This window comes from Type-C symbiont of Plautia stali, assembly GCF_059730935.1.
The window spans coordinates 354,775-372,526 of record NZ_AP035924.1; the positions used below are offsets into that span (position 1 = coordinate 354,775).

Here is a 17,752-nt window from a genome sequence, read left to right on the forward strand (position 1 = left end):
CTCAGGCTCCCGCAAGGTGGCGTAAGGCAGCAATCACACGCGTTACATCGTCATCGTGCATGTCGGGGAACAGGGGCAGCGAGCAGATACGTTCACTGTTCCATTCGGTGGCCGGCAGCGAGAGCTGCGGATAGCTTTCACGGTAATACTTGTGGGTATGCGCGGCGCGGAAATGCAGGCCGGTGCCAATGTCATGAATTTTCAACTGCTCCATCAGCGCATCGCGACTGATACCGCAGCGCGTTTCGTCCACGCGAATGATAAACAGATGCCACGCATGCTGATGCGGCCACGCCGGCTGCACCAGCGGCAGCAACGGCGTATCTGCCAGCTCGCGCAAATAGCGCTCGGCGATAGCCTGGCGACGTGCATTGATGGCCGGCAACTTTTGCAGCTGCACCAGCGCAATCGCGGCGTTGATGTCTGGCAGGTTGTATTTAAAACCGGGCATGATCACTTCGGCCTGCGGTTTGCGGCCATGGGTATGGCGATCGTAGGCATCGACGCCGAGGCCGTGGAATTTCAGGCTGCGCAGGCGGTCAGCCAGCTGCGCGTCATCGGTCACCACGATGCCACCTTCGGCGCAGGTGATGTTTTTGATGGCGTGCAGCGAAAAGATTGCAGTGCCCTGCTGCCCGACGTGCCGGCCTTTGTAGTAACAACCTACCGCGTGGGCCGCATCTTCAATCAGCGGGATATTGTGGCGCGCGCTGACGGCGCGAAGGGCGTCGATATCCGCCGGCGCACCGGCATAGTGAACCGGCACGATGGCGCGGGTGCGCGGCGTAATGGCCGCTTCGATCTGTTCTGCGCTCACCATCAGGTTATCGCGATCCACATCGATCATCACCGGCGTGGCGCCCAGCAGCGTAATGATATTGAGCGTGGAAACCCAGGTCAGCGACGGGGTGATCACCTCGTCGCCGGGCTGGATACCCAGTGCCATCAACGTGACGTGCATGCCTGCTGTGGCGGAGCTGACGGCAATGGCGTGCTGGTTGCCGGTGAGCTGGCAAAACGCCTGCTCCAGCGCAGCATTCTGCGGTCCGGTGGTAATCCAGCCCGATGCAAATACCGCCTGCACCGCGGCCAGTTCTTCCTCACCCAATGCCGGGCGCGAAAACGGAAGGAAACTCATAAGATAACCTTACTGTTGTGCCTGAAAACATGCTGAAAAATAAAACAAGCGTTATTGCTGCGCATGACAACCTGATGAAACACCCTGTAACCTATTGTTTAAACGTTACTTAAACGAGTGCGTTCGCAGGGCTGCTGTCATCTGCGCGCAATAAAACTTAAGCAGGTCTGTTTTATCGCTATAAGAAACCAAAATACGGGGGAAAACTTAACTGAACATTAAATGGCAAAGCGGCACGCTGACTTTTTTACGTGATGTTGAAGATTGGTAGAAGATTGCGCGCCGGGGCCGGAAATCAGCATCGGATCAGACATCATTGGCCTGCATGACGACACACGGCAATTAAAGTGGCTATTTTTCAATACATTAACTAAGAGACTATACTGTTCTTAAGGTTATCCTAAGGTTGGCTGCTTATTCTTCCCTGGGATAGTGACACCAGAGGCTGGACAGGAGAATGATGATGAGAACCGCGACTGACAGACTTTCACAGGCAGCACTGCGCCGGCATCACATTGGCGTGAAAACAAAAGGATTGCGTTTCCGCGGTGAGCTGTATGTGTTTCGCTATAACGCCGGCCATTACGACGTGTTTCGCAACAGCGAATGGGTGATGTCGCTCGCCACCAGCAATGTGCTGGAAGCCATGCAGCAGTTTAAACAGAGCCAGTAAATTCGCTGGCGCATTGATTGGATTAGTATCTGTCTCCGCTGGTGTAGTGATTAGATTTTTGTCAGCCTCAACTGGCCCATCGATTGGATTTTCGCCTGTCTTCGCATCGATTAGGTCATTGCCTGCACACAGCACTCAGGCATCCCCCGCTTATATCTCCGCTGTTCTCTGGAACCCGCTCGTAAATCCTGCTGCAAATCGCTGCAACGCCGCTTTGCTGCTCGCCACGCCGTCTCCGCCGGCGTATTGTGCCTCTCGCACACCGGCCAGGGTTAGCGACAGATCGCGGTGCGCATAAATGCGCACCCTACAGGTTTTGTAGGGTCGCCATTTATGGGGACCTGTCGTCAAACCGCACAAATCCGTAGCGGCGCGATTTCGCGGTGCGCATAAATGCGCCCCCTGTGAAACCTGTAGGGTCGCCATTTATGGCGACCTTTCGCCAAACCGCACAGAACTGGTAGCGGCGCGATTTCGCGGTGCGCATCAATGTGCATCCTGCGAAACCTGTAGGGTCACCATTTATGGCGACCTGTCGTCAAGCCGCACAAATCCGTAGCGGCGCGATTTCGCGGTGCGCATAAATGCGTACCCTGTGAAACCTGTAGGGTCGCCATTTATGGCGACCTTTCGTCAAACCGCACAGAACTGGTAGCGGCGCGATTTATCGCGCAAACGGGTTACGCGGCACCTTTATGCCAACCCGTCGTGCAACCAGGCAAAAATCGCCCCGTTTACACCGGTACGCACAAATGCGCCTCCACGGCAACCGCGCCATGACCTGCCCGGTCGCTATTGATGGCGACAGAAAAACCCAACGCTGCATGGACAGCAGGAGAAAACCTCATGGAAATCGCCTACTGGCTGATCGGTACACTGCTGGCGCTGTGTGTCGGCAGCTTTCTCAACGTAGTCATTTATCGCCTGCCGCAGCAGGTAATGAACCCGCAACCCGGCCTTACCCTGCTGCTGCCGCGCTCGCACTGTCCACACTGCCAGACCACGCTGCGCGCGATCGATATGCTGCCGCTGCTCAGCTGGCTGTTGTTACGCGGACGCTGTCGCTACTGCCACCACCCGGTGAGCCTGCGCTACCCGCTGACGGAGCTGCTCACCGCCGCGATCAGCCTGGCGCTGGCCTGGTTGCTGCCGCCCGATAGCCGCCTGCCTGCCGCCCTGTTGCTCGCCTGGATTCTGCTGGCGCTAACCCTCATCGACATTGAGCATCTGCTGTTGCCGGACGCTCTCACCCTTTCACTGCTGTGGCTTGGCCTGCTGTTCAAAGCGCTGCACTGGCTGCCCGGTACGCTGAATGATGCCGTGTTCGGCGCAGTAGCGGGATATAGCGCGCTGTGGCTAGTGGGTGAACTCTATCAGCTGATAAACAAGCGCCCCGGCCTCGGTGGCGGAGACGCCAAACTGCTGGCTGCGCTGGGTGCCTGGCTCGGCTGGGTGCTTTTACCCTTTGTGCTGTTACTGGCTTGCACAGGCGCAATTTTGTTTGTTCTGCTGGCCCGATTAGGCTGGCAACGCGAGCTGTATCACGTGCTGCCCTTTGGTCCGTGGCTGGCACTGGCGGGCATAAGTCTTTTTATTCACACGATTATTTAATCGCCTGTTCATATCGCGGCGCTAAAATAAGTGGCCAGTTTCTGTCCAACGTCCTGATTCCTATATGAAAAGAATAAACAATTCTAAACAAAATTAATCATTGTGATGTGCGTCAAAAGGCTCTATATTGGCCGCGTTTTTTGAGCCACTGATACTTTTTTGTTCAACTAGTCAATCGGCCAGCCTGTTCGAGCCCCGGTTGAAGGAGAGATATGATGACGGATAAAGTCCGTATTGATACTTTTGGTGCCAACTCATTCAACGGAAACAACGACGCATTCTTAGCCCGTCAGGCTGAGTTTGAATCAAACGTCAGGAGTTACCCGCGCAAGTTGCCTTTAGCGATTGCCAAAGCCAATGGCGTGTGGATTACGGATGTTGAAAACAAACAATATCTTGACTGTCTGGCTGGCGCAGGGACGCTGGCACTTGGTCATAACCATCCTGATGTTCTGCAGAGCATCCAAAATGTCATTACCAGCGGCTTGCCGTTACATACTCTTGATCTGACGACGCCTCTGAAAGATCAGTTCTCCGAATCTCTGCTCTCGCTGCTGCCAGGTCAGGGTAAAGAGTACTGCCTGCAGTTCACCGGTCCATCCGGTGCTGATGCCGTTGAAGCGGCGCTGAAGCTGGCGAAAAAAGTCACCGGCCGCAGCGGCGTAATCAGCTTCTCTGGCGGTTACCACGGGATGACGCACGGCGCGCTGTCCGTGACCGGCAACCTGTCGCCGAAAGAAGCGGTTGACGGCATGATGCCGGAAGTGCAGTTCATGCCTTACCCGCACCTGTACCGTTGCCCGCTGGGCCTCGGCGGCGAAGCTGGCGTGAAAGCCCTGACCTACTACTTCGAAAACCTGATCAACGACGTTGAAAGCGGCGTGCGTAAGCCTGCGGCCGTGATCCTCGAAGCGGTTCAGGGTGAAGGCGGCGTGAACCCGGCGCCAGCTGAGTGGCTGCAGCGCATCCGCAAAGTGACTCAGGAACACGGCATTCTGCTGATCCTCGACGAAGTCCAGGCTGGCTTTGCCCGTACCGGTAAGTTCTTTGCCTTCGAACACGCGGGCATTGAGCCAGACATCATCGTGATGTCTAAAGCGGTGGGCGGCGGTCTGCCTCTGGCCGTGCTGGGTATCAAAAAGCAGTTTGACGCCTGGTCACCTGGCCACCACACCGGTACCTTCCGCGGCAACCAGCTGGCGATGGCAACCGGTCTGGCGACGCTGAAGATCCTGACCGAGCAGAACATCGCCGGCAAAGTGGCAGAACAGGGTGAATGGCTGAAAGCCCAGCTGAACGCGATGGCGAAACGCTTCCCGGTTATTGGTCACGTACGCGGCCTCGGGATGATGATCGGTATCGAAATCGTTAAGCCACACGAGCCAGCTGACCACATGGGCAGCTTCCCGGCCGACGGCGAACTCTCTGCACTGCTGCAGAAAAAATGCTTCGAAGCCGGTCTGATTCTGGAGCGTGGCGGTCGTCATGGTGCGGTACTGCGCCTGCTGCCATCACTGCTGATCAGCAACGAAGAGCTGGCCGTGTTCCTGGATAAATTTGAGCAGGCGCTGCTGGGCGCTGGCGTCAAACCTGTTTGACTGGAAGAGTAAATGTCTGAAGTAAACCCGATTCTGGCCGCCTCGGCCCCGAGCATTGAGGCGTACCAGCAGGCGATTGCCCAGAGCAGCGCCGCGGTTGTGCAGTGGCTGCAACAGCCTGAGATGTACCAGGGCAAAACGGTTGCCGAACTGCGCGAGCGTATCACGCTCGACTTCAATCCAAACGGCCTGGGCAACCAGGCCGCGATTGAACGTGCGATTGAATATTTCCTCAAAGACAGTCTGGCGGTGCACCATCCGCAGTGCGTTGCGCACCTGCACTGTCCGAGCCTGGTGGTAAGCCAGGCGGCTGAAGTGCTGATCAACGCCACTAACCAGAGTATGGATTCGTGGGATCAGAGCCCTTCTGCCACCATTATTGAAATCAAACTGATTGAGTGGCTGCGTGCGCAGGTTGGCTATCCGGCCGGTGATGCGGGCGTGTTCACCAGCGGCGGTACGCAGAGCAACCTGATGGGCCTGATGCTGGCACGTGACGCTTTCTATGCGCGTCAGGGCCATTCCGTGCAGCAGCACGGCATCACTGGCGATCTGCGCAAGATTAAAGTGCTGTGCTCAGAAAATGCCCACTTCTCCGTGCAGAAGAATATGGCGCTGCTGGGCCACGGCTATCAGTCTGTGGTGCAGGTGAAGTCGGATCAGTTCGCCCGTATGGACGTGAATGACCTGAAAGCCAAACTGGCGCAGGCTGAAGCCAACGGTGAACAAATCCTGGCGATCGTCGCGACGGCAGGCACCACCGATGCCGGTGCCATCGATCCGCTGCGTGAAATCGCAGCCATCGCCGCTGAGCACAACATCTGGGTGCACGTGGATGCGGCCTGGGGCGGTGCGCTGCTGCTGTCTGAAAAGTATCGTCATTACCTGGATGGTCTGGAGCTGGTGGATTCCGTCACCCTCGACTTCCACAAACAATACTTCCAGACCATCAGCTGCGGCGCGTTCCTGCTGAAAGACGCGCGTCACTATGAGCTGATGCGTTATCAGGCGGCTTACCTGAACTCCGAGTTCGATGAAGAAGCAGGCGTGCCGAACCTGGTGTCCAAATCACTGCAGACCACGCGTCGTTTCGATGCGCTGAAACTGTGGATGGGTCTGGAAGCGCTGGGTCAGAAACAGTACGCCGCGATTATCGACCACGGTGTGAGCCTGGCACAGGACGTTGCGCAGTTCGTTGAATCTGAGCCGCGTCTGGAACTGGTAATGCAGCCACAGCTGGCCAGCGTGCTGTTCCGCTATCGTCCAGAACAGCTGAGCGACAGCGCGCAGATCGCCCTGTTCAACCAGCGTATCGGCGATGCGCTGCTGGAATCAGGCCGCGCTAATGTCGGTGTGACCGAGCATGCAGGCATGACCTGCCTGAAGCTGACGCTGCTGAACCCGACCGTCACGCTGGAAGACATCAAGCTGCTGCTGGCGCTGGTAGAAAAAACTGCTGATCAATTGCTGAGCGCCTGATTAGGCGTGAAGTAAATAAGCCGCTAACCGGCAACGGTTAGCGGCTTTTTTTATGGGTTACAGACTGATCGCCGCACGCTGGCTCACTGCGGAATGCGCGCAATCACCTTGATTTCAAAATCATAGCCCGCCAGCCAGTTGACGCCCACCGCCGTCCAGTTGGGATAAGGCTCATCGCCGAAGAAGCGCAGCCGTACTTCGTTCACCGTGGCGAACTGCGCTTCCGGATCGGTATGAAACGTAGTGACATCAACCACGTCATCGAAACTGCAACCGGCGGCCTTCAGCACCGCCGTGAGGTTAGTAAATGCCTGATTAACCTGACGCGTGAAATCGGGCTCGGCGGTGCCATCATCCCGGCTGCCCACCTGGCCGGAAACAAACAGCAGGTCGCCGGAGCGAATCGCCGCAGAGTATTTATTGATGTTGTACAACGCCTGACGGCCCGCTGGAAAAACAGCATCGCGTTTGTTCATAATCGTACTCCTGAAGATGAGAGAAGAAAGCGGGTTAGCTATGCCCGTTTTCGCTTTAACATACGCCGCGTATGTATTACTATGTTTTACATACGCGGCGTATGTCAATGCAAAATTTAAGGAACAGCGATGGCAGCCAGACGACGGGCAGACCAGGTGGAAGAGACACGCGGCAAACTGATTGCCGCTGCACGACGCGCGTTCGCGCAGAAAGGTTACAGCGAAGCGTCAATGGATGACCTCACGGCAGCCGCCGGGCTGACGCGCGGTGCGCTGTATCATAATTTCGGCGATAAGAAAGGGTTATTGCAGGCGGTTATTGACCAGATTGATGGTGAGATTCTTGAGCAGATGCGCGCAGCCGGACAGCAGTATCACACTCGCTGGCACGCGTTTCTGGCGGAAGCCATTACCTATATCGAGATGTCGCTGGAGCCGGAAGTCCAGCGCATCATGCTGCTGGATGGCCCGGCGGTGCTGGGCGATCCGTCGCGCTGGCCTAATCAGACCGCCTGTCTGCGCACCACCGCCGCCATGCTGGCGGAGCTGATTGAGGAAGGTACGGTGAAACCGGTCGATACCGAAGCGGCGGCGCAACTGGTCAACGGCGCCGCGCTCAATGCCGCGCTGTGGATTGCCGCTGCCGATGAGCCGGTCGCGGCGCTGCCCCGTGCGGTGCAGGCCTTCCGGCTGCTGGTTTCCGGGCTGCTGGTCAACCCGGCGTCGCATTGAGTTCGCGTATCCAGCTGAGAAACGCCTGCAGCGGTGCCGGGATCAGCCGACGATCGTTGTAATACAGCCACAGGCCGGGAAAGCTGAGCCACCAGTCGGCAAGAATCGGTTGCAGACTGCCGTTGGCCAGCGCCGGCTTCAGCCAGTCCTCAAACAGATACACTACGCCGGCACCGGCGATGGCCGTTGACACCGTCAGCTCCATCGCCGCACCGATGCTGCAAATCAGCGGCCCCTGCGGCTGTAGCGTGATGCGTTCCGCGCCGCGGCTGAACTCCCATTCGGCCGTCACCCCGGTGGCATAACGACCATACAGACAGCGATGCTGCATCAGGTCGCGCGGATGCTGCGGCGTACCGTAAGCCGCCAGATAGGCCGGCGCCGCGGCCGCGGCAAAGCGCTGCACGCGCGGACCAATCGGCAGCGCCACCATATCCTGCTCCAGATGATCGTCATAACGGATACCGGCATCGCAGCTGTCGCGAAAAATGTCCTGCACATTACTTTCCGCCACGATCTCCAGCCGGATGTCGGGATAGCGCTGCAAAAATCCCGGCACAATCGCCGGTAATACCAGCCGCGCCGCGCTGACCGGCACGTTCAGCCGTAGCGTGCCGCCCGGCGTGTCACGGAACGTGTTCAGGGCATCCAGCGCCGCATCCACTTCGTTCATGGCGGGCAGCAGCCGTGACATCAGCGCCCGGCCCGCTTCGGTCAGTACCACCGTTCGCGTGGTGCGATTGAACAGCCGAACGCCCAGTTGCTCTTCGGCGCGCCGCACCGCATCACTCAAACGCGACGGATTGCTGCCGCTCATGCGTGCCGCCTCGCGAAACCCGCCGGCTTTTGCCACCGCCACTACCGCATGCAGCAACGCCATATCCAGCGCCATTGTGCGTCACTCCGTACAGTCTGTCCTGATTTACACGGATAGTCGCACAGCACCGTTGTGATTACAATTTAAACACTATCCGATGAAGGAGGTTTACATGTCACAGGCTACAACTACTTATACGCTGGGCGACCGTCAGGTTGCCCGTCTCGGCTACGGTGCCATGCAGCTGGCCGGTCCCGGCGTATTTGGCCCGCCAAAAGATGAAGCCCGCGCGCTACAGGTGCTGCGCGATGCCGTGGCTGCCGGTGTGAATCACATCGACACCAGTGATTTTTACGGGCCGCACATCACCAATCAGCTGATCAAAAAAGCGCTTTATCCTTACCCCAGCGATCTGCTGCTGGTGACCAAAGTGGGTGCCCGACGTGATGCCAAAGGCGGCTGGCTGCCCGCCAGCACGCCGGAGGAGCTGACGCAGGCGGTTGAAGATAACCTGCGTAATCTGGGGCTCGACGTGCTGGAGGTAGTCAATTTACGCTCGATGCTGAGCGTTCATGGGCCAGCAGAAGGATCGCTGGAGCCGCAAATTGAGGCGATGATTAAGTTGCAGCAGCGTGGCCTGATTCGGCACATTGGCCTGAGCAACGTGACTGCCAGTCAGGTGGCGCAGGCACAGCAGATGACGCCGATTGCCTGCGTACAGAATCTGTTTAATCTCGCCAATCGTCAGGATGATGCGCTGATCGACCAGCTGGCCACACAGGGCATTCCCTACGTGCCGTTCTTTCCGCTCGGCGGTTTTTCGCCGCTGCAGTCGGAACAGCTCAGCGCGGTGGCCAGCACGCTCAACGCCAGTACGCTGCAGGTGGCGCTCGCCTGGCTGTTGCAACGCTCAGATAATATTCTGCTGATTCCCGGCACCTCCTCGCCGCAGCATCTGCAGCAAAATCTGGCCAGCGCGGCGCTGACGCTGAGCCCGGAGGTGGTTGCGCAACTGGACAGCATTGGCCGGGCGTAAGCCACACGCCGGGGCTATCCCCGCCCGGCGATGCCCGCTTCTATCAGGCAGGCTTTGAGCACACCAAACGCATCCTGGCACTGGCGCTCATCCACGCAGGCGTAACCGAGCAGCAGACCGCGTCGCTCCTGCGGATGCATGTAGTATTGCGACAGCGGCCGCACCTTCACGCCGCGTCGCAGCGCCAGCGCGGCAATCGCCACATCATCACAGCCCGCGGGCAGATTCAGCACCAGATGCAGCCCGGCTTCATGATTGACCACCGGCATAAAGGCCGCGCCCAGGTAGCGCTCAATCAGCGTCATCATAAAGCGCCGGCGCTGACTATAGAGTTTGCGCATGCGGCGGATATGCGTCATGTAGTGGCCTTTCTGGATGAATTCCGCCAGCGCGCGCTGCACCAGCAGATGCCCGCCGCGATAGAGTTCGGCCGCCGCCACGCGCAGCGGCTGCGCCAGCGCTTTTGGTACCACCAGATAGCCGAGACGCAGCGCGGGATAGAGCGTTTTACTGAAGGTGCCCATATAGATAACCGGCGCATCCGGCTCAAAGCCCTGCAGCGAGGGGAATGGCTGGCCGGCAAAGCGAAATTCGCTGTCATAGTCATCTTCCACCAGCCAGCTTTTGTGTTTGCGCGCCAGGTCGAGCAGCTGTCTGCGCCGCTCCAGACTGAGATGCACACCCAGCGGATACTGGTGTGACGGTGTCACAAAAATCATCTTCGGCGCTTTGCTGCGCGGTGCCAGCTCCGGGATAATGCCCTGTTCATCCACCGCTTTGGCCTGAATTTTTAGCCCGTTAATGCGTAACAGGTTGCGCGTGCCCCAGTAGCCTGGCTCCTCGATCCACACTGGATCGCCCGCGTCGCACAGCACGCGCGTCACCAGATCCACCGCCTGATGAATGCCTTCAGTAATGATGATTTGATCGGCGTCGGCACGCACCGAGCGCGCCACGCTGAGATACTCAGCCAGCGCCTGGCGCAGCTGCGGACAGCCGCCGTTACTGCTGTAAATCAGCCGCTCGATGTCGGGTTCGCGATTCAGGCGCGACTGAATCTGGCTAAACAACTTATGCGGAAACTCACGCACATCCGGCGCGCCGGGCACAAAGGCACCCCACTGATAAGGCGAGGCATTGGCGTGACCGAGCAGCGTGGCGCCGCGTTTAGAGATCGCCGCCGGTTTACTCATCAGGGGTTCACTAAGCGGCAGCGCCGGCGCGCTGTTCAGGCACCCTTCCGGCAGGTTTTCTGCAATCCAGGTGCCGCTGCCGGTGCGCGCGCTGACATATCCCTGCGCGACCAGATTCTCATAGACGTTGAGCACCGTATTACGCGACACCGCCAGCTCGCGCGCTAAATCACGCGTCGCCGGCAGGCGTGAGCCGCGCGGGAAAATGCCCTCTACAATCGCCGCCTGCATGCAGTGCAGCAGGCGCTGCTGCAGCGTGCCTTCCGCGACAAACTGTAGTCGTTCCAATACATGATCGGCGTACAAACTCCGCAATTGGCTCCATCCTTCTCAGTGAAATTGGCTCTGGCAACCGCGCTCAGTGCAGGCATAAATAAGCGTGTTTGTCGTGATTTGTAAAGACGCTTATCGCTAAGGAAAGGTTATGGAAGGTAAAAACAGCCAGTTGCAACAACGCAAAGATGACGCGCTGCCGCGCGGCACCGGTAATCTTTGTCAGTGGTATGTCGATCAGGCCGAAAACGCCACGCTGCGTGATGTTGAGGGCAATAGCTGGATTGATTTCGCTGGCGGCATCGCGGTGCTCAACACCGGCCACCGTCATCCGCGCATCGTGCAGGCCATTGCCGATCAGTTAGCAAAATTCACCCATACCGCGTTCCAGGTCACGCCGTATGAGAGCTATGTGGCGCTGGCGGAACGCATCAATCAGCGGGTGCCAATTGCCGGTAAAGCCAAAACCGCTTTTTTCACCACCGGCGCTGAAGCGGTAGAGAATGCGGTTAAAGTGGCGCGCGCCGCCACCCGTCGTCACGGCATCATCACCTTCGGTAACGCCTTTCACGGCCGCACCTTCATGACCATGGCGATGACCGGCAAAGTGGCCCCTTACAAGCGCGATTTTGGCCCGATGCCGGCCTCGGTGTTTCACGCCCGCTACCCTAACGCGGTGACCGGCATCAGCGTTGAGGACGCTATCGCCAGCCTGCACGACCTGTTCAGCCACGACATCGCGCCGCAGGATGTGGCCGCTATCGTACTGGAACCGGTGCAGGGCGAAGGCGGTTTCCACATCGCGCCGGCAGAGTTTCTTACGCAGCTGCGCGCGCTGGCCGATGAGCACGGCATTCTGCTGATTGCCGATGAGGTACAGAGCGGATTTGGCCGCACCGGCAAGCTGTTCGCCATGGAACACTACAGCGTGCAGCCCGATCTTATCACCATGGCGAAAAGTCTGGCGGGCGGTATGCCGCTGTCGGCGGTGAGCGGTCGCGCTGACATCATGGATGCGCCCGGTCCGGGTGGGCTGGGCGGTACTTACGCCGGCAATCCACTGTCGATTGCCGCCGCGCATGCGGTGCTGGATGTCATCGACGAAGAACAGCTGTGCCAGCGCGCCAGCGACCTGGGCGCGACGCTGAGCGAACTGCTGCACCGCGCGCGCCGCGCTAACGCGTCGATTACCGACGTGCGTGCGCTGGGCTCAATGGTAGCGGTGGAGTTTGCCAGTGCGCAGCAGGCGCAGGCGCTGCAGCAACAGGCGATGGCGCGCGGTCTGCTGCTGCTGACCTGTGGCCCGCAGGGTAACGTGATCCGCTTCCTCTATCCGCTCACCATTCCGGATACCCAGTTCCGCCAGGCGCTGGATATTCTCGACAGCCTGCTCAGCCAGCCTTAGCGTTCCACCCATTGTCCGATCGCTTGCCTGCTGCGCGCAGGCAAGTTTCACCTGCATAACAGGCGGGGTCTGCCCTGCCTGAGAGACGATCTGGAGAGATATTGATGACTGCTCAGAATGCCGATGTACTGGCACAAAGCCTGAAACCCCGCCACGTGCGCATGCTGTCGATTGCCGGTGTGATTGGCGCCGGGCTGTTCGTCGGTTCCGGCCATGCGATTGCCGAAGCCGGGCCGGCGGTGCTGCTGGCCTATATCGCCGCCGGCGCGCTGGTGGTACTGATCATGCGCATGCTGGCGGAGATGGCGGTCGCCTCACCGGACTCCGGCTCCTTCTCCACCTACGCCGACAAGTCCCTTGGCCGCTGGGCCGGTTTTACCATCGGCTGGCTTTACTGGTGGTTCTGGGTACTGGTGATCCCGCTGGAGGCCAACGCCGCCGGCACCATTCTGCACGGCTGGTTCCCGCAGGTGGCGGTGTGGGAATACACGCTGGCGATCACCAGCTTCCTGACCATCAGCAACCTGTTCAGCGTGAAAAACTACGGTGAGTTTGAGTTCTGGTTCGCGCTGCTGAAAGTGGTGGCTATCGTCGCCTTCCTTTGTGCCGGCAGCCTGGCGCTGTTTGGCCTGTTGCCCGGCAGCAGCACGCAGGGTATTTCACACCTGTACGACACTCACGGCTTCATGCCTAACGGTATCAGTGCCGTGCTCGCCGCCATTCTTACCACCATGTTCTCTTTCATGGGCACGGAAATCGTCACCATTGCCGCCGCCGAATCCAATGAGCCACGCAAGCAAATCACCCACGCCACCAACTCGGTGATCTGGCGTATCGCGCTGTTTTATCTGCTATCGATCTTTCTGGTGGTGGCGCTGGTACCGTGGAACACGCCGTCGCTGATGAAAGCCGGGTCTTACCAGACGGCGATGGAGATGATGAACGTGCCGTATGCCCGGCAGATTGTCGATGTGGTGGTGCTGATCGCGGTATGCAGCTGTCTTAATTCTGCGCTTTACACCGCGTCGCGCATGCTCTATTCCCTGTCGCGTCGTCAGGATGCGCCAGCGGCGGCCTCGCGCACCACGCGCAGCGGCACGCCGTGGGTCGCAGTGCTGATGTCTACCGCCGCAGCATTTCTGGCGGTGATCGCCAACTATCTGGCGCCTAGCGCGGTGTTTGAGTTCCTGCTGGCCAGCTCCGGCGCCATTGCGCTGCTGGTTTATCTGGTCATTGCCGCTTCGCATCTGGTGCTGCGGAAAAAGCGCGAGGCGCGCGGCGAGCAGCTCAGCTATCGCATGTGGCTGTTCCCGGGTCTGACGTGGGCCACCATGGTGTTCATTGTTGGCGTACTGACGTCAATGCTGTTCAATGCGCAGCATCGTTCAGAAATTATCGCCACCGGGCTGTTAACGCTGCTGGTGCTGGTTGCCAGCCAGATAGTGCACCGCAAGCGCGCGGCGCGTAAAAACAGCGAGGAGATGGTAGCGCTGCGTTCGTAACGCTCGCCATGACGGGCACGGAAGCCCGCCGTTAATGCACATCAATACTGATCGACTCTTCCGCCACGTTAATCGTCACGGTGCAGTGCGTCCACACCGGCTGCCCTTCAGTCATCTCATGTTCGATAAAGTATTGCTGAAAGTCTTTCAGCGCAGCACTGAGATCGCCAATCGCGCGCGCGTCCGGCTCGAACCAGTCCGGTTCGCCGTTTTCATCAAGGTAGTTAAACTGAAACTGCCCGCCCTCCTCATCGGCAAACAGCTCCGCCTGCACCACCAGCACCTGCGCACCGTCGGGGCCACAGCTGAAAATGATCTGGCCAATGCGGCGATAAAGGTCTTCGTATTGCATAGTGAGAACTCCTGTAAGATGCGGGACGCGCGACAGCGCCGCGGCGGCATTCATCTTAGCCAATGTCTTGACATTATGTCTGAGGATCAGAGAATGAACGCCTGCGAATAACGGACTACAAGAAACGGAGTTTATCATAGCCTGTTCAGCGCGTTACCTCTCTGTTACCCACATTAAACGCGTCGCCCGTCTGCTGTCTGCCGTGCTGTTGCTGGCCAGCTGCGCCTCGGAGCCGCCAAAATCGCTGGTCACCCCGTTTCCGTCGCCGACCAAACCTCCTGTTCCGGCTAAACCCGCAGCGCAGGCTGAACCAGTGCGCGGCGTCTGGCTCACCACGGTGTCGCGCCTCGACTGGCCGCCGATATCCTCCGTCACAGCCAGCCCGGCACTGCGTATCAGCCAGCAGCAGCAGGCGCTGACGGCCAAACTGGATAAGCTGCATAGTCTGGGTATCAACACGGTGTTTTTCCAGGTGAAGCCCGATGGCACCGCGCTGTGGCGTTCGCGTATCCTGCCATGGTCCGATACCCTGACCGGCAATATCGGGCAGGATCCGGGTTACGATCCGCTGCAATTTATCCTCGACGAGGCGCACAAACGCGGCATGAAGGTGCATGCGTGGTTTAATCCTTATCGCGTGTCGACCAATACCAAACCTGCGACTGTGACGGCGTTAAACAACACGCTCCAGCTGCAGCCGGCCAGCGTGTTTGTGCTGCATCGTGACTGGATCCGCACCGCCAGCGACCGCTTCGTGCTCGATCCGGGCATTCCGGCGGCGCGCGACTGGATCACCAGCATCGTGGCGGAAGTGGTGTCAAACTACGCCATTGATGGCGTTCAGTTCGATGACTATTTCTACACCGAAACCGCGGCATCGCCGCTCAATGACAGCGCCACCTTCCGCCAGTACGGCGCGGGCTTTGCCAGCAAAGCCGACTGGCGGCGGCACAATACCCAGCTGCTGATCGAACAGGTTTCCCGCACGATAAAACAGCTCAAGCCTGGCGTTGAGTTCGGCGTCAGCCCGGCGGGCGTATGGCGTAATCTGTCGCACGATGCGGCCGGCTCCGATACGCGCGGTGCGGCGGCTTATGATGAAGCCTATGCCGACACGCGCCGCTGGGTGCAGCTTGGCCTGCTGGATTACATCGCGCCGCAGCTCTACTGGCCGTTTGCCCGCCAGGCTGCGCGCTATGACGTCCTGGCGCGCTGGTGGGCCAATGTGGTACAGCCAACCCACACCCGGCTGTACATTGGCGTGGCGCTGTATAAGGTGGGTGAAGCCTCGAAAAGTGAGCCGGACTGGACGGTTCAGGGCGGCGTTCCCGAACTGAAAAAACAGCTCGATCTGAATGAATCGCTGCCGCACATCGACGGCACCATTCTGTTTCGCGAAGATTACCTTAATCAGCCGCAGACGCAGCAGGCAGTCGATTATTTACGTCAGCGCTGGGGAAAATGATTTATTCAGGCCAGCAGTATTCCTCTGCTGGCCTGAAGCGTTAGCGCGGGTTATCCGGATCGAGTAATTCAATACTGCGCGGCACGCCGTTCACGCGGACTTTCAGGAAACGGCGGGTGATCCACTTCCCCGTGGCGTCCTGCTCCTGCCGTTCAAAAAACGGCCCACGCAGCAGCAGTTCTTTATTATTGTTGTAGCCAAAGCCGACATCTTTATTGCCCACCCAGTGCTGTTCAAAGGCGACGACCGGCTGGTTGTCCAGCGCCGTAGCTTCTTCCGCACTGCAGGCGGTAAAACTTTTGCGGAAAATAAAACACTGACCGGACTGATAGCGATCGCGCCCGTTGGTTTCCACCAGCGCAATCGAGAAGCCGGTATAGGCCGCAATTTTAACGTACAGTTTGGTGTGTGCGCCTTTGCCCTCGATATGCACCTTAATTACGGGTGAGGAGCCTTCGCTGTACCAGCTGCCAATGGTGTTATCGTCGTTGCGCGCCTGCAGATAAATATGCGCCACGCCCTCCGGTGTCCGGTAGCTGTAATCGGTTTGCGTTTCCGACTGGGAAACATACTGCGCACTGCCGACAATGCGCACGTGAATTTGTGAGGTGGCGTCGGAAAAATTAAATTCACCGACGTAAAACCATTTCGCGTCTTTGCCACGGTTATCCATGTGATGCTGCGAGGTGGTGAAGTCATAACTCAGCGATCCCTGAATGATCGCGCCGAGATCGGAAATCTCCATCACGCCACGATCGCCCTCCGCCAGCAGCGTCCATGGCTCAATACCCTCTTTACTGAAGTCAAAACCCGCGCTGTCGCGGTGCACGCTTTTCTGGATAATCATCGCGCGGCAATAGCCCATTTTCATGGGATTTTGCGTCGATTCAATTACCAGCCCTTCAATGGTCCACTGACCATTGGTGAGATCGCCGGCAAATTCGGAGTGCTCGATCCAGCCATTGCGAATAAACGATTGCGTACAGCGCGGCAGATCGAATACCGGCTGTCTGGTGCTGCGCTGCAAATTAAAGTTGGAGAGTTCAATGGCGGTCGAATGATCCCAGGCGCCTTTTTCCCGATCGGACCAGCGCGCATAGACAATACTGCCCTGACAACCACGTGAATAAAACTGGTCGATTTTACAGTCCAGCGTGTCAATCAGTTCCAGTGCCCGCCCGCCGAGGTAGCGAAACTCCATGCTGCTGACGCGCAGAAACTGGCCACCGATAATGCTGTTGGTAAAGAAGCCGACATTATTAAACGCCGTGCCGCCGTCTTCGCCGCTGTCAGAACTCATGCCTTTCACCACAAAGCCGGAAATTTCCACATAGCGTGCGCGTACGCTAAAGAAATGGGTTTTGCGCGGTTTCGGTCCCCAGTTAAATTTCAGCGTGGTGGTGGGGAAATAACCGAAGTTGACCGGCGCGCCGGAAATTTTAAAGCGGTTAATCTCTCTGTCGCTGCCCAGCACTTCCGCTAAATCAAAGCCGGACAGGCTGAACTCACCGGCAGTAAAGCGAATGCCTGCGGAGGGTAATACACGCTGCGACCATTTAAACATGCGGATTACCGCATCAATACAATCGGTGGTGCCATCGGCTATCGCGCCAAAATCCACCACCGTGACCGCGCTATAATCGAGGACCACTCTTTTCCAGCGCTTTTTACCGGACGTCACGAAATTCAGCCCGCCGTCATCGGGCGTGCTGTTGTCGGTGGCATCGTAGACAAACACGCCGCCGCCCATCCGACTGCCACGGCTGTATTCCAGCACCGACGCAATTTCGCCAATCGAAACAGGTTCCTGTTTACGTAAATCGTCAATGGTATGTAATTGAATCACCGTCCCGGTGGCAGATGGTGTGGTAGTGCTGGTGGTGCCAGATGTATTCGCCATGGTGTTCCCCATAAATTATTAACGTAATACGACAGAGCATCAGCAGTATAAGTGATTGAAAATTAATATATTGACCTGTGCCAGGTTATACGGGAGCTTTTC

15 protein-coding genes are annotated in these 17,752 nt (G+C 58.2%); 9 read left to right on the forward strand and 6 right to left on the reverse strand.

The genetic code is table 11. The features are described from left to right. Position 1 precedes the first annotated feature (1 nt). Positions 2–1,138 (reverse strand): UDP-4-amino-4-deoxy-L-arabinose aminotransferase, encoded by a 1,137-nt coding sequence (gene arnB / locus AC6I7J_RS20750; protein ID WP_152390775.1) that lies wholly within the window; start codon positions 1,136–1,138, stop codon positions 2–4. Positions 1,139–1,595: 457 nt separating this feature from the next. On the opposite strand from arnB, the gene AC6I7J_RS20755 reads away from it, so the two are divergent. The 4 genes from AC6I7J_RS20755 (at position 1,596) to AC6I7J_RS20770 (ending at position 6,499) form a co-directional block, all read left to right on the forward strand. Next, positions 1,596–1,811 carry a hypothetical protein gene (locus AC6I7J_RS20755; RefSeq protein WP_227746467.1) on the forward strand — a complete coding sequence of 72 codons (216 nt, stop codon included), beginning with the start codon at positions 1,596–1,598 and terminating at the stop codon, positions 1,809–1,811. 846 nt (positions 1,812–2,657) lie between these two features. Next, entirely contained in the window at positions 2,658–3,422 is a 765-nt protein-coding gene (locus AC6I7J_RS20760) for a prepilin peptidase (RefSeq protein WP_498007262.1), read from the forward strand. A 215-nt stretch (positions 3,423–3,637) separates the two neighbouring features. Then, on the forward strand, positions 3,638–5,020 hold the full coding sequence (locus AC6I7J_RS20765) for a diaminobutyrate--2-oxoglutarate transaminase (RefSeq protein WP_021509096.1): 1,383 nt from the start codon (positions 3,638–3,640) through the stop codon (positions 5,018–5,020). 12 nt (positions 5,021–5,032) lie between these two features. After that, positions 5,033–6,499, forward strand: a complete 1,467-nt coding sequence (locus AC6I7J_RS20770) for a pyridoxal phosphate-dependent decarboxylase family protein (protein ID WP_264251765.1) — start codon at positions 5,033–5,035, stop codon at positions 6,497–6,499. Positions 6,500–6,582: 83 nt separating this feature from the next. On the opposite strand, the gene AC6I7J_RS20775 is transcribed toward AC6I7J_RS20770, so the two are convergent. Then, positions 6,583–6,975, reverse strand: a complete 393-nt coding sequence (locus AC6I7J_RS20775) for a RidA family protein (protein WP_021509094.1) — start codon at positions 6,973–6,975, stop codon at positions 6,583–6,585. Positions 6,976–7,104: 129 nt separating this feature from the next. Between AC6I7J_RS20775 and AC6I7J_RS20780 the strand changes: the two genes are divergently transcribed. After that, a complete protein-coding gene (locus AC6I7J_RS20780) occupies positions 7,105–7,707 on the forward strand; it encodes a TetR/AcrR family transcriptional regulator (RefSeq protein WP_021509093.1) in 603 nt (200 codons plus the stop codon). Here the strand turns inward: AC6I7J_RS20780 and AC6I7J_RS20785 are convergent. After that, on the reverse strand, positions 7,688–8,599 hold the full coding sequence (locus AC6I7J_RS20785; protein ID WP_058759128.1) for a LysR substrate-binding domain-containing protein: 912 nt from the start codon (positions 8,597–8,599) through the stop codon (positions 7,688–7,690). The two genes, AC6I7J_RS20780 and AC6I7J_RS20785, sit on opposite strands and share 20 nt — an antisense overlap. Positions 8,600–8,696: 97 nt before the next feature. Between AC6I7J_RS20785 and AC6I7J_RS20790 the strand changes: the two genes are divergently transcribed. Continuing rightward, on the forward strand, positions 8,697–9,560 hold the full coding sequence (locus tag AC6I7J_RS20790; RefSeq protein WP_498007263.1) for an aldo/keto reductase family oxidoreductase: 864 nt from the start codon (positions 8,697–8,699) through the stop codon (positions 9,558–9,560). Between the two features lie 14 nt (positions 9,561–9,574). Here AC6I7J_RS20790 and pdxR read toward each other — a convergent pair whose 3' ends face one another. Then, the gene (gene pdxR, locus AC6I7J_RS20795; protein ID WP_211072895.1) at positions 9,575–11,068 is read right to left on the reverse strand and encodes a MocR-like pyridoxine biosynthesis transcription factor PdxR; all 1,494 of its coding nucleotides are present in this window, start codon (positions 11,066–11,068) and stop codon (positions 9,575–9,577) included. 109 nt (positions 11,069–11,177) lie between these two features. Here pdxR and gabT point away from each other — a divergent pair, with 109 nt between their 5' ends. Further along, a complete protein-coding gene (gabT, locus tag AC6I7J_RS20800; protein WP_498007264.1) occupies positions 11,178–12,431 on the forward strand; it encodes a 4-aminobutyrate--2-oxoglutarate transaminase in 1,254 nt (417 codons plus the stop codon). Between the two features lie 104 nt (positions 12,432–12,535). Next, positions 12,536–13,933: a GABA permease gene (gene gabP / locus AC6I7J_RS20805; protein ID WP_021509088.1), complete on the forward strand. Its 1,398-nt coding sequence runs from the start codon at positions 12,536–12,538 to the stop codon at positions 13,931–13,933. A 31-nt stretch (positions 13,934–13,964) separates the two neighbouring features. Here gabP and AC6I7J_RS20810 read toward each other — a convergent pair whose 3' ends face one another. Continuing rightward, positions 13,965–14,285: a hypothetical protein gene (locus tag AC6I7J_RS20810; protein ID WP_498007265.1), complete on the reverse strand. Its 321-nt coding sequence runs from the start codon at positions 14,283–14,285 to the stop codon at positions 13,965–13,967. Between the two features lie 172 nt (positions 14,286–14,457). On the opposite strand from AC6I7J_RS20810, the gene AC6I7J_RS20815 reads away from it, so the two are divergent. Continuing rightward, the gene (locus AC6I7J_RS20815; RefSeq protein ID WP_498007473.1) at positions 14,458–15,750 is read left to right on the forward strand and encodes a glycoside hydrolase family 10-like protein; all 1,293 of its coding nucleotides are present in this window, start codon (positions 14,458–14,460) and stop codon (positions 15,748–15,750) included. A 40-nt stretch (positions 15,751–15,790) separates the two neighbouring features. On the opposite strand, the gene AC6I7J_RS20820 is transcribed toward AC6I7J_RS20815, so the two are convergent. Next, entirely contained in the window at positions 15,791–17,650 is a 1,860-nt protein-coding gene (locus tag AC6I7J_RS20820) for a putative phage tail protein (protein ID WP_264251768.1), read from the reverse strand. Positions 17,651–17,752 lie beyond the last annotated feature (102 nt).

Excerpts from the sequence above, each read along its gene's own strand:
- arnB (WP_152390775.1), bottom strand. The coding sequence starts at position 1,138 with ATGAGTTTCCTTCCGTTTTCGCGCCCGGCATTGGGTGAGGAAGAACTG.
- AC6I7J_RS20755 (WP_227746467.1), top strand. The coding sequence starts at position 1,596 with ATGATGATGAGAACCGCGACTGACAGACTTTCACAGGCAGCACTGCGC.
- AC6I7J_RS20760 (WP_498007262.1), top strand. The coding sequence starts at position 2,658 with ATGGAAATCGCCTACTGGCTGATCGGTACACTGCTGGCGCTGTGTGTC.
- AC6I7J_RS20765 (WP_021509096.1), top strand. The coding sequence starts at position 3,638 with ATGACGGATAAAGTCCGTATTGATACTTTTGGTGCCAACTCATTCAAC.
- AC6I7J_RS20770 (WP_264251765.1), top strand. The coding sequence starts at position 5,033 with ATGTCTGAAGTAAACCCGATTCTGGCCGCCTCGGCCCCGAGCATTGAG.
- AC6I7J_RS20775 (WP_021509094.1), bottom strand. The coding sequence starts at position 6,975 with ATGAACAAACGCGATGCTGTTTTTCCAGCGGGCCGTCAGGCGTTGTAC.
- AC6I7J_RS20780 (WP_021509093.1), top strand. The coding sequence starts at position 7,105 with ATGGCAGCCAGACGACGGGCAGACCAGGTGGAAGAGACACGCGGCAAA.
- AC6I7J_RS20785 (WP_058759128.1), bottom strand. The coding sequence starts at position 8,599 with ATGGCGCTGGATATGGCGTTGCTGCATGCGGTAGTGGCGGTGGCAAAA.
- AC6I7J_RS20790 (WP_498007263.1), top strand. The coding sequence starts at position 8,697 with ATGTCACAGGCTACAACTACTTATACGCTGGGCGACCGTCAGGTTGCC.
- gabT (WP_498007264.1), top strand. The coding sequence starts at position 11,178 with ATGGAAGGTAAAAACAGCCAGTTGCAACAACGCAAAGATGACGCGCTG.
- gabP (WP_021509088.1), top strand. The coding sequence starts at position 12,536 with ATGACTGCTCAGAATGCCGATGTACTGGCACAAAGCCTGAAACCCCGC.
- AC6I7J_RS20810 (WP_498007265.1), bottom strand. The coding sequence starts at position 14,285 with ATGCAATACGAAGACCTTTATCGCCGCATTGGCCAGATCATTTTCAGC.
- AC6I7J_RS20820 (WP_264251768.1), bottom strand. The coding sequence starts at position 17,650 with ATGGCGAATACATCTGGCACCACCAGCACTACCACACCATCTGCCACC.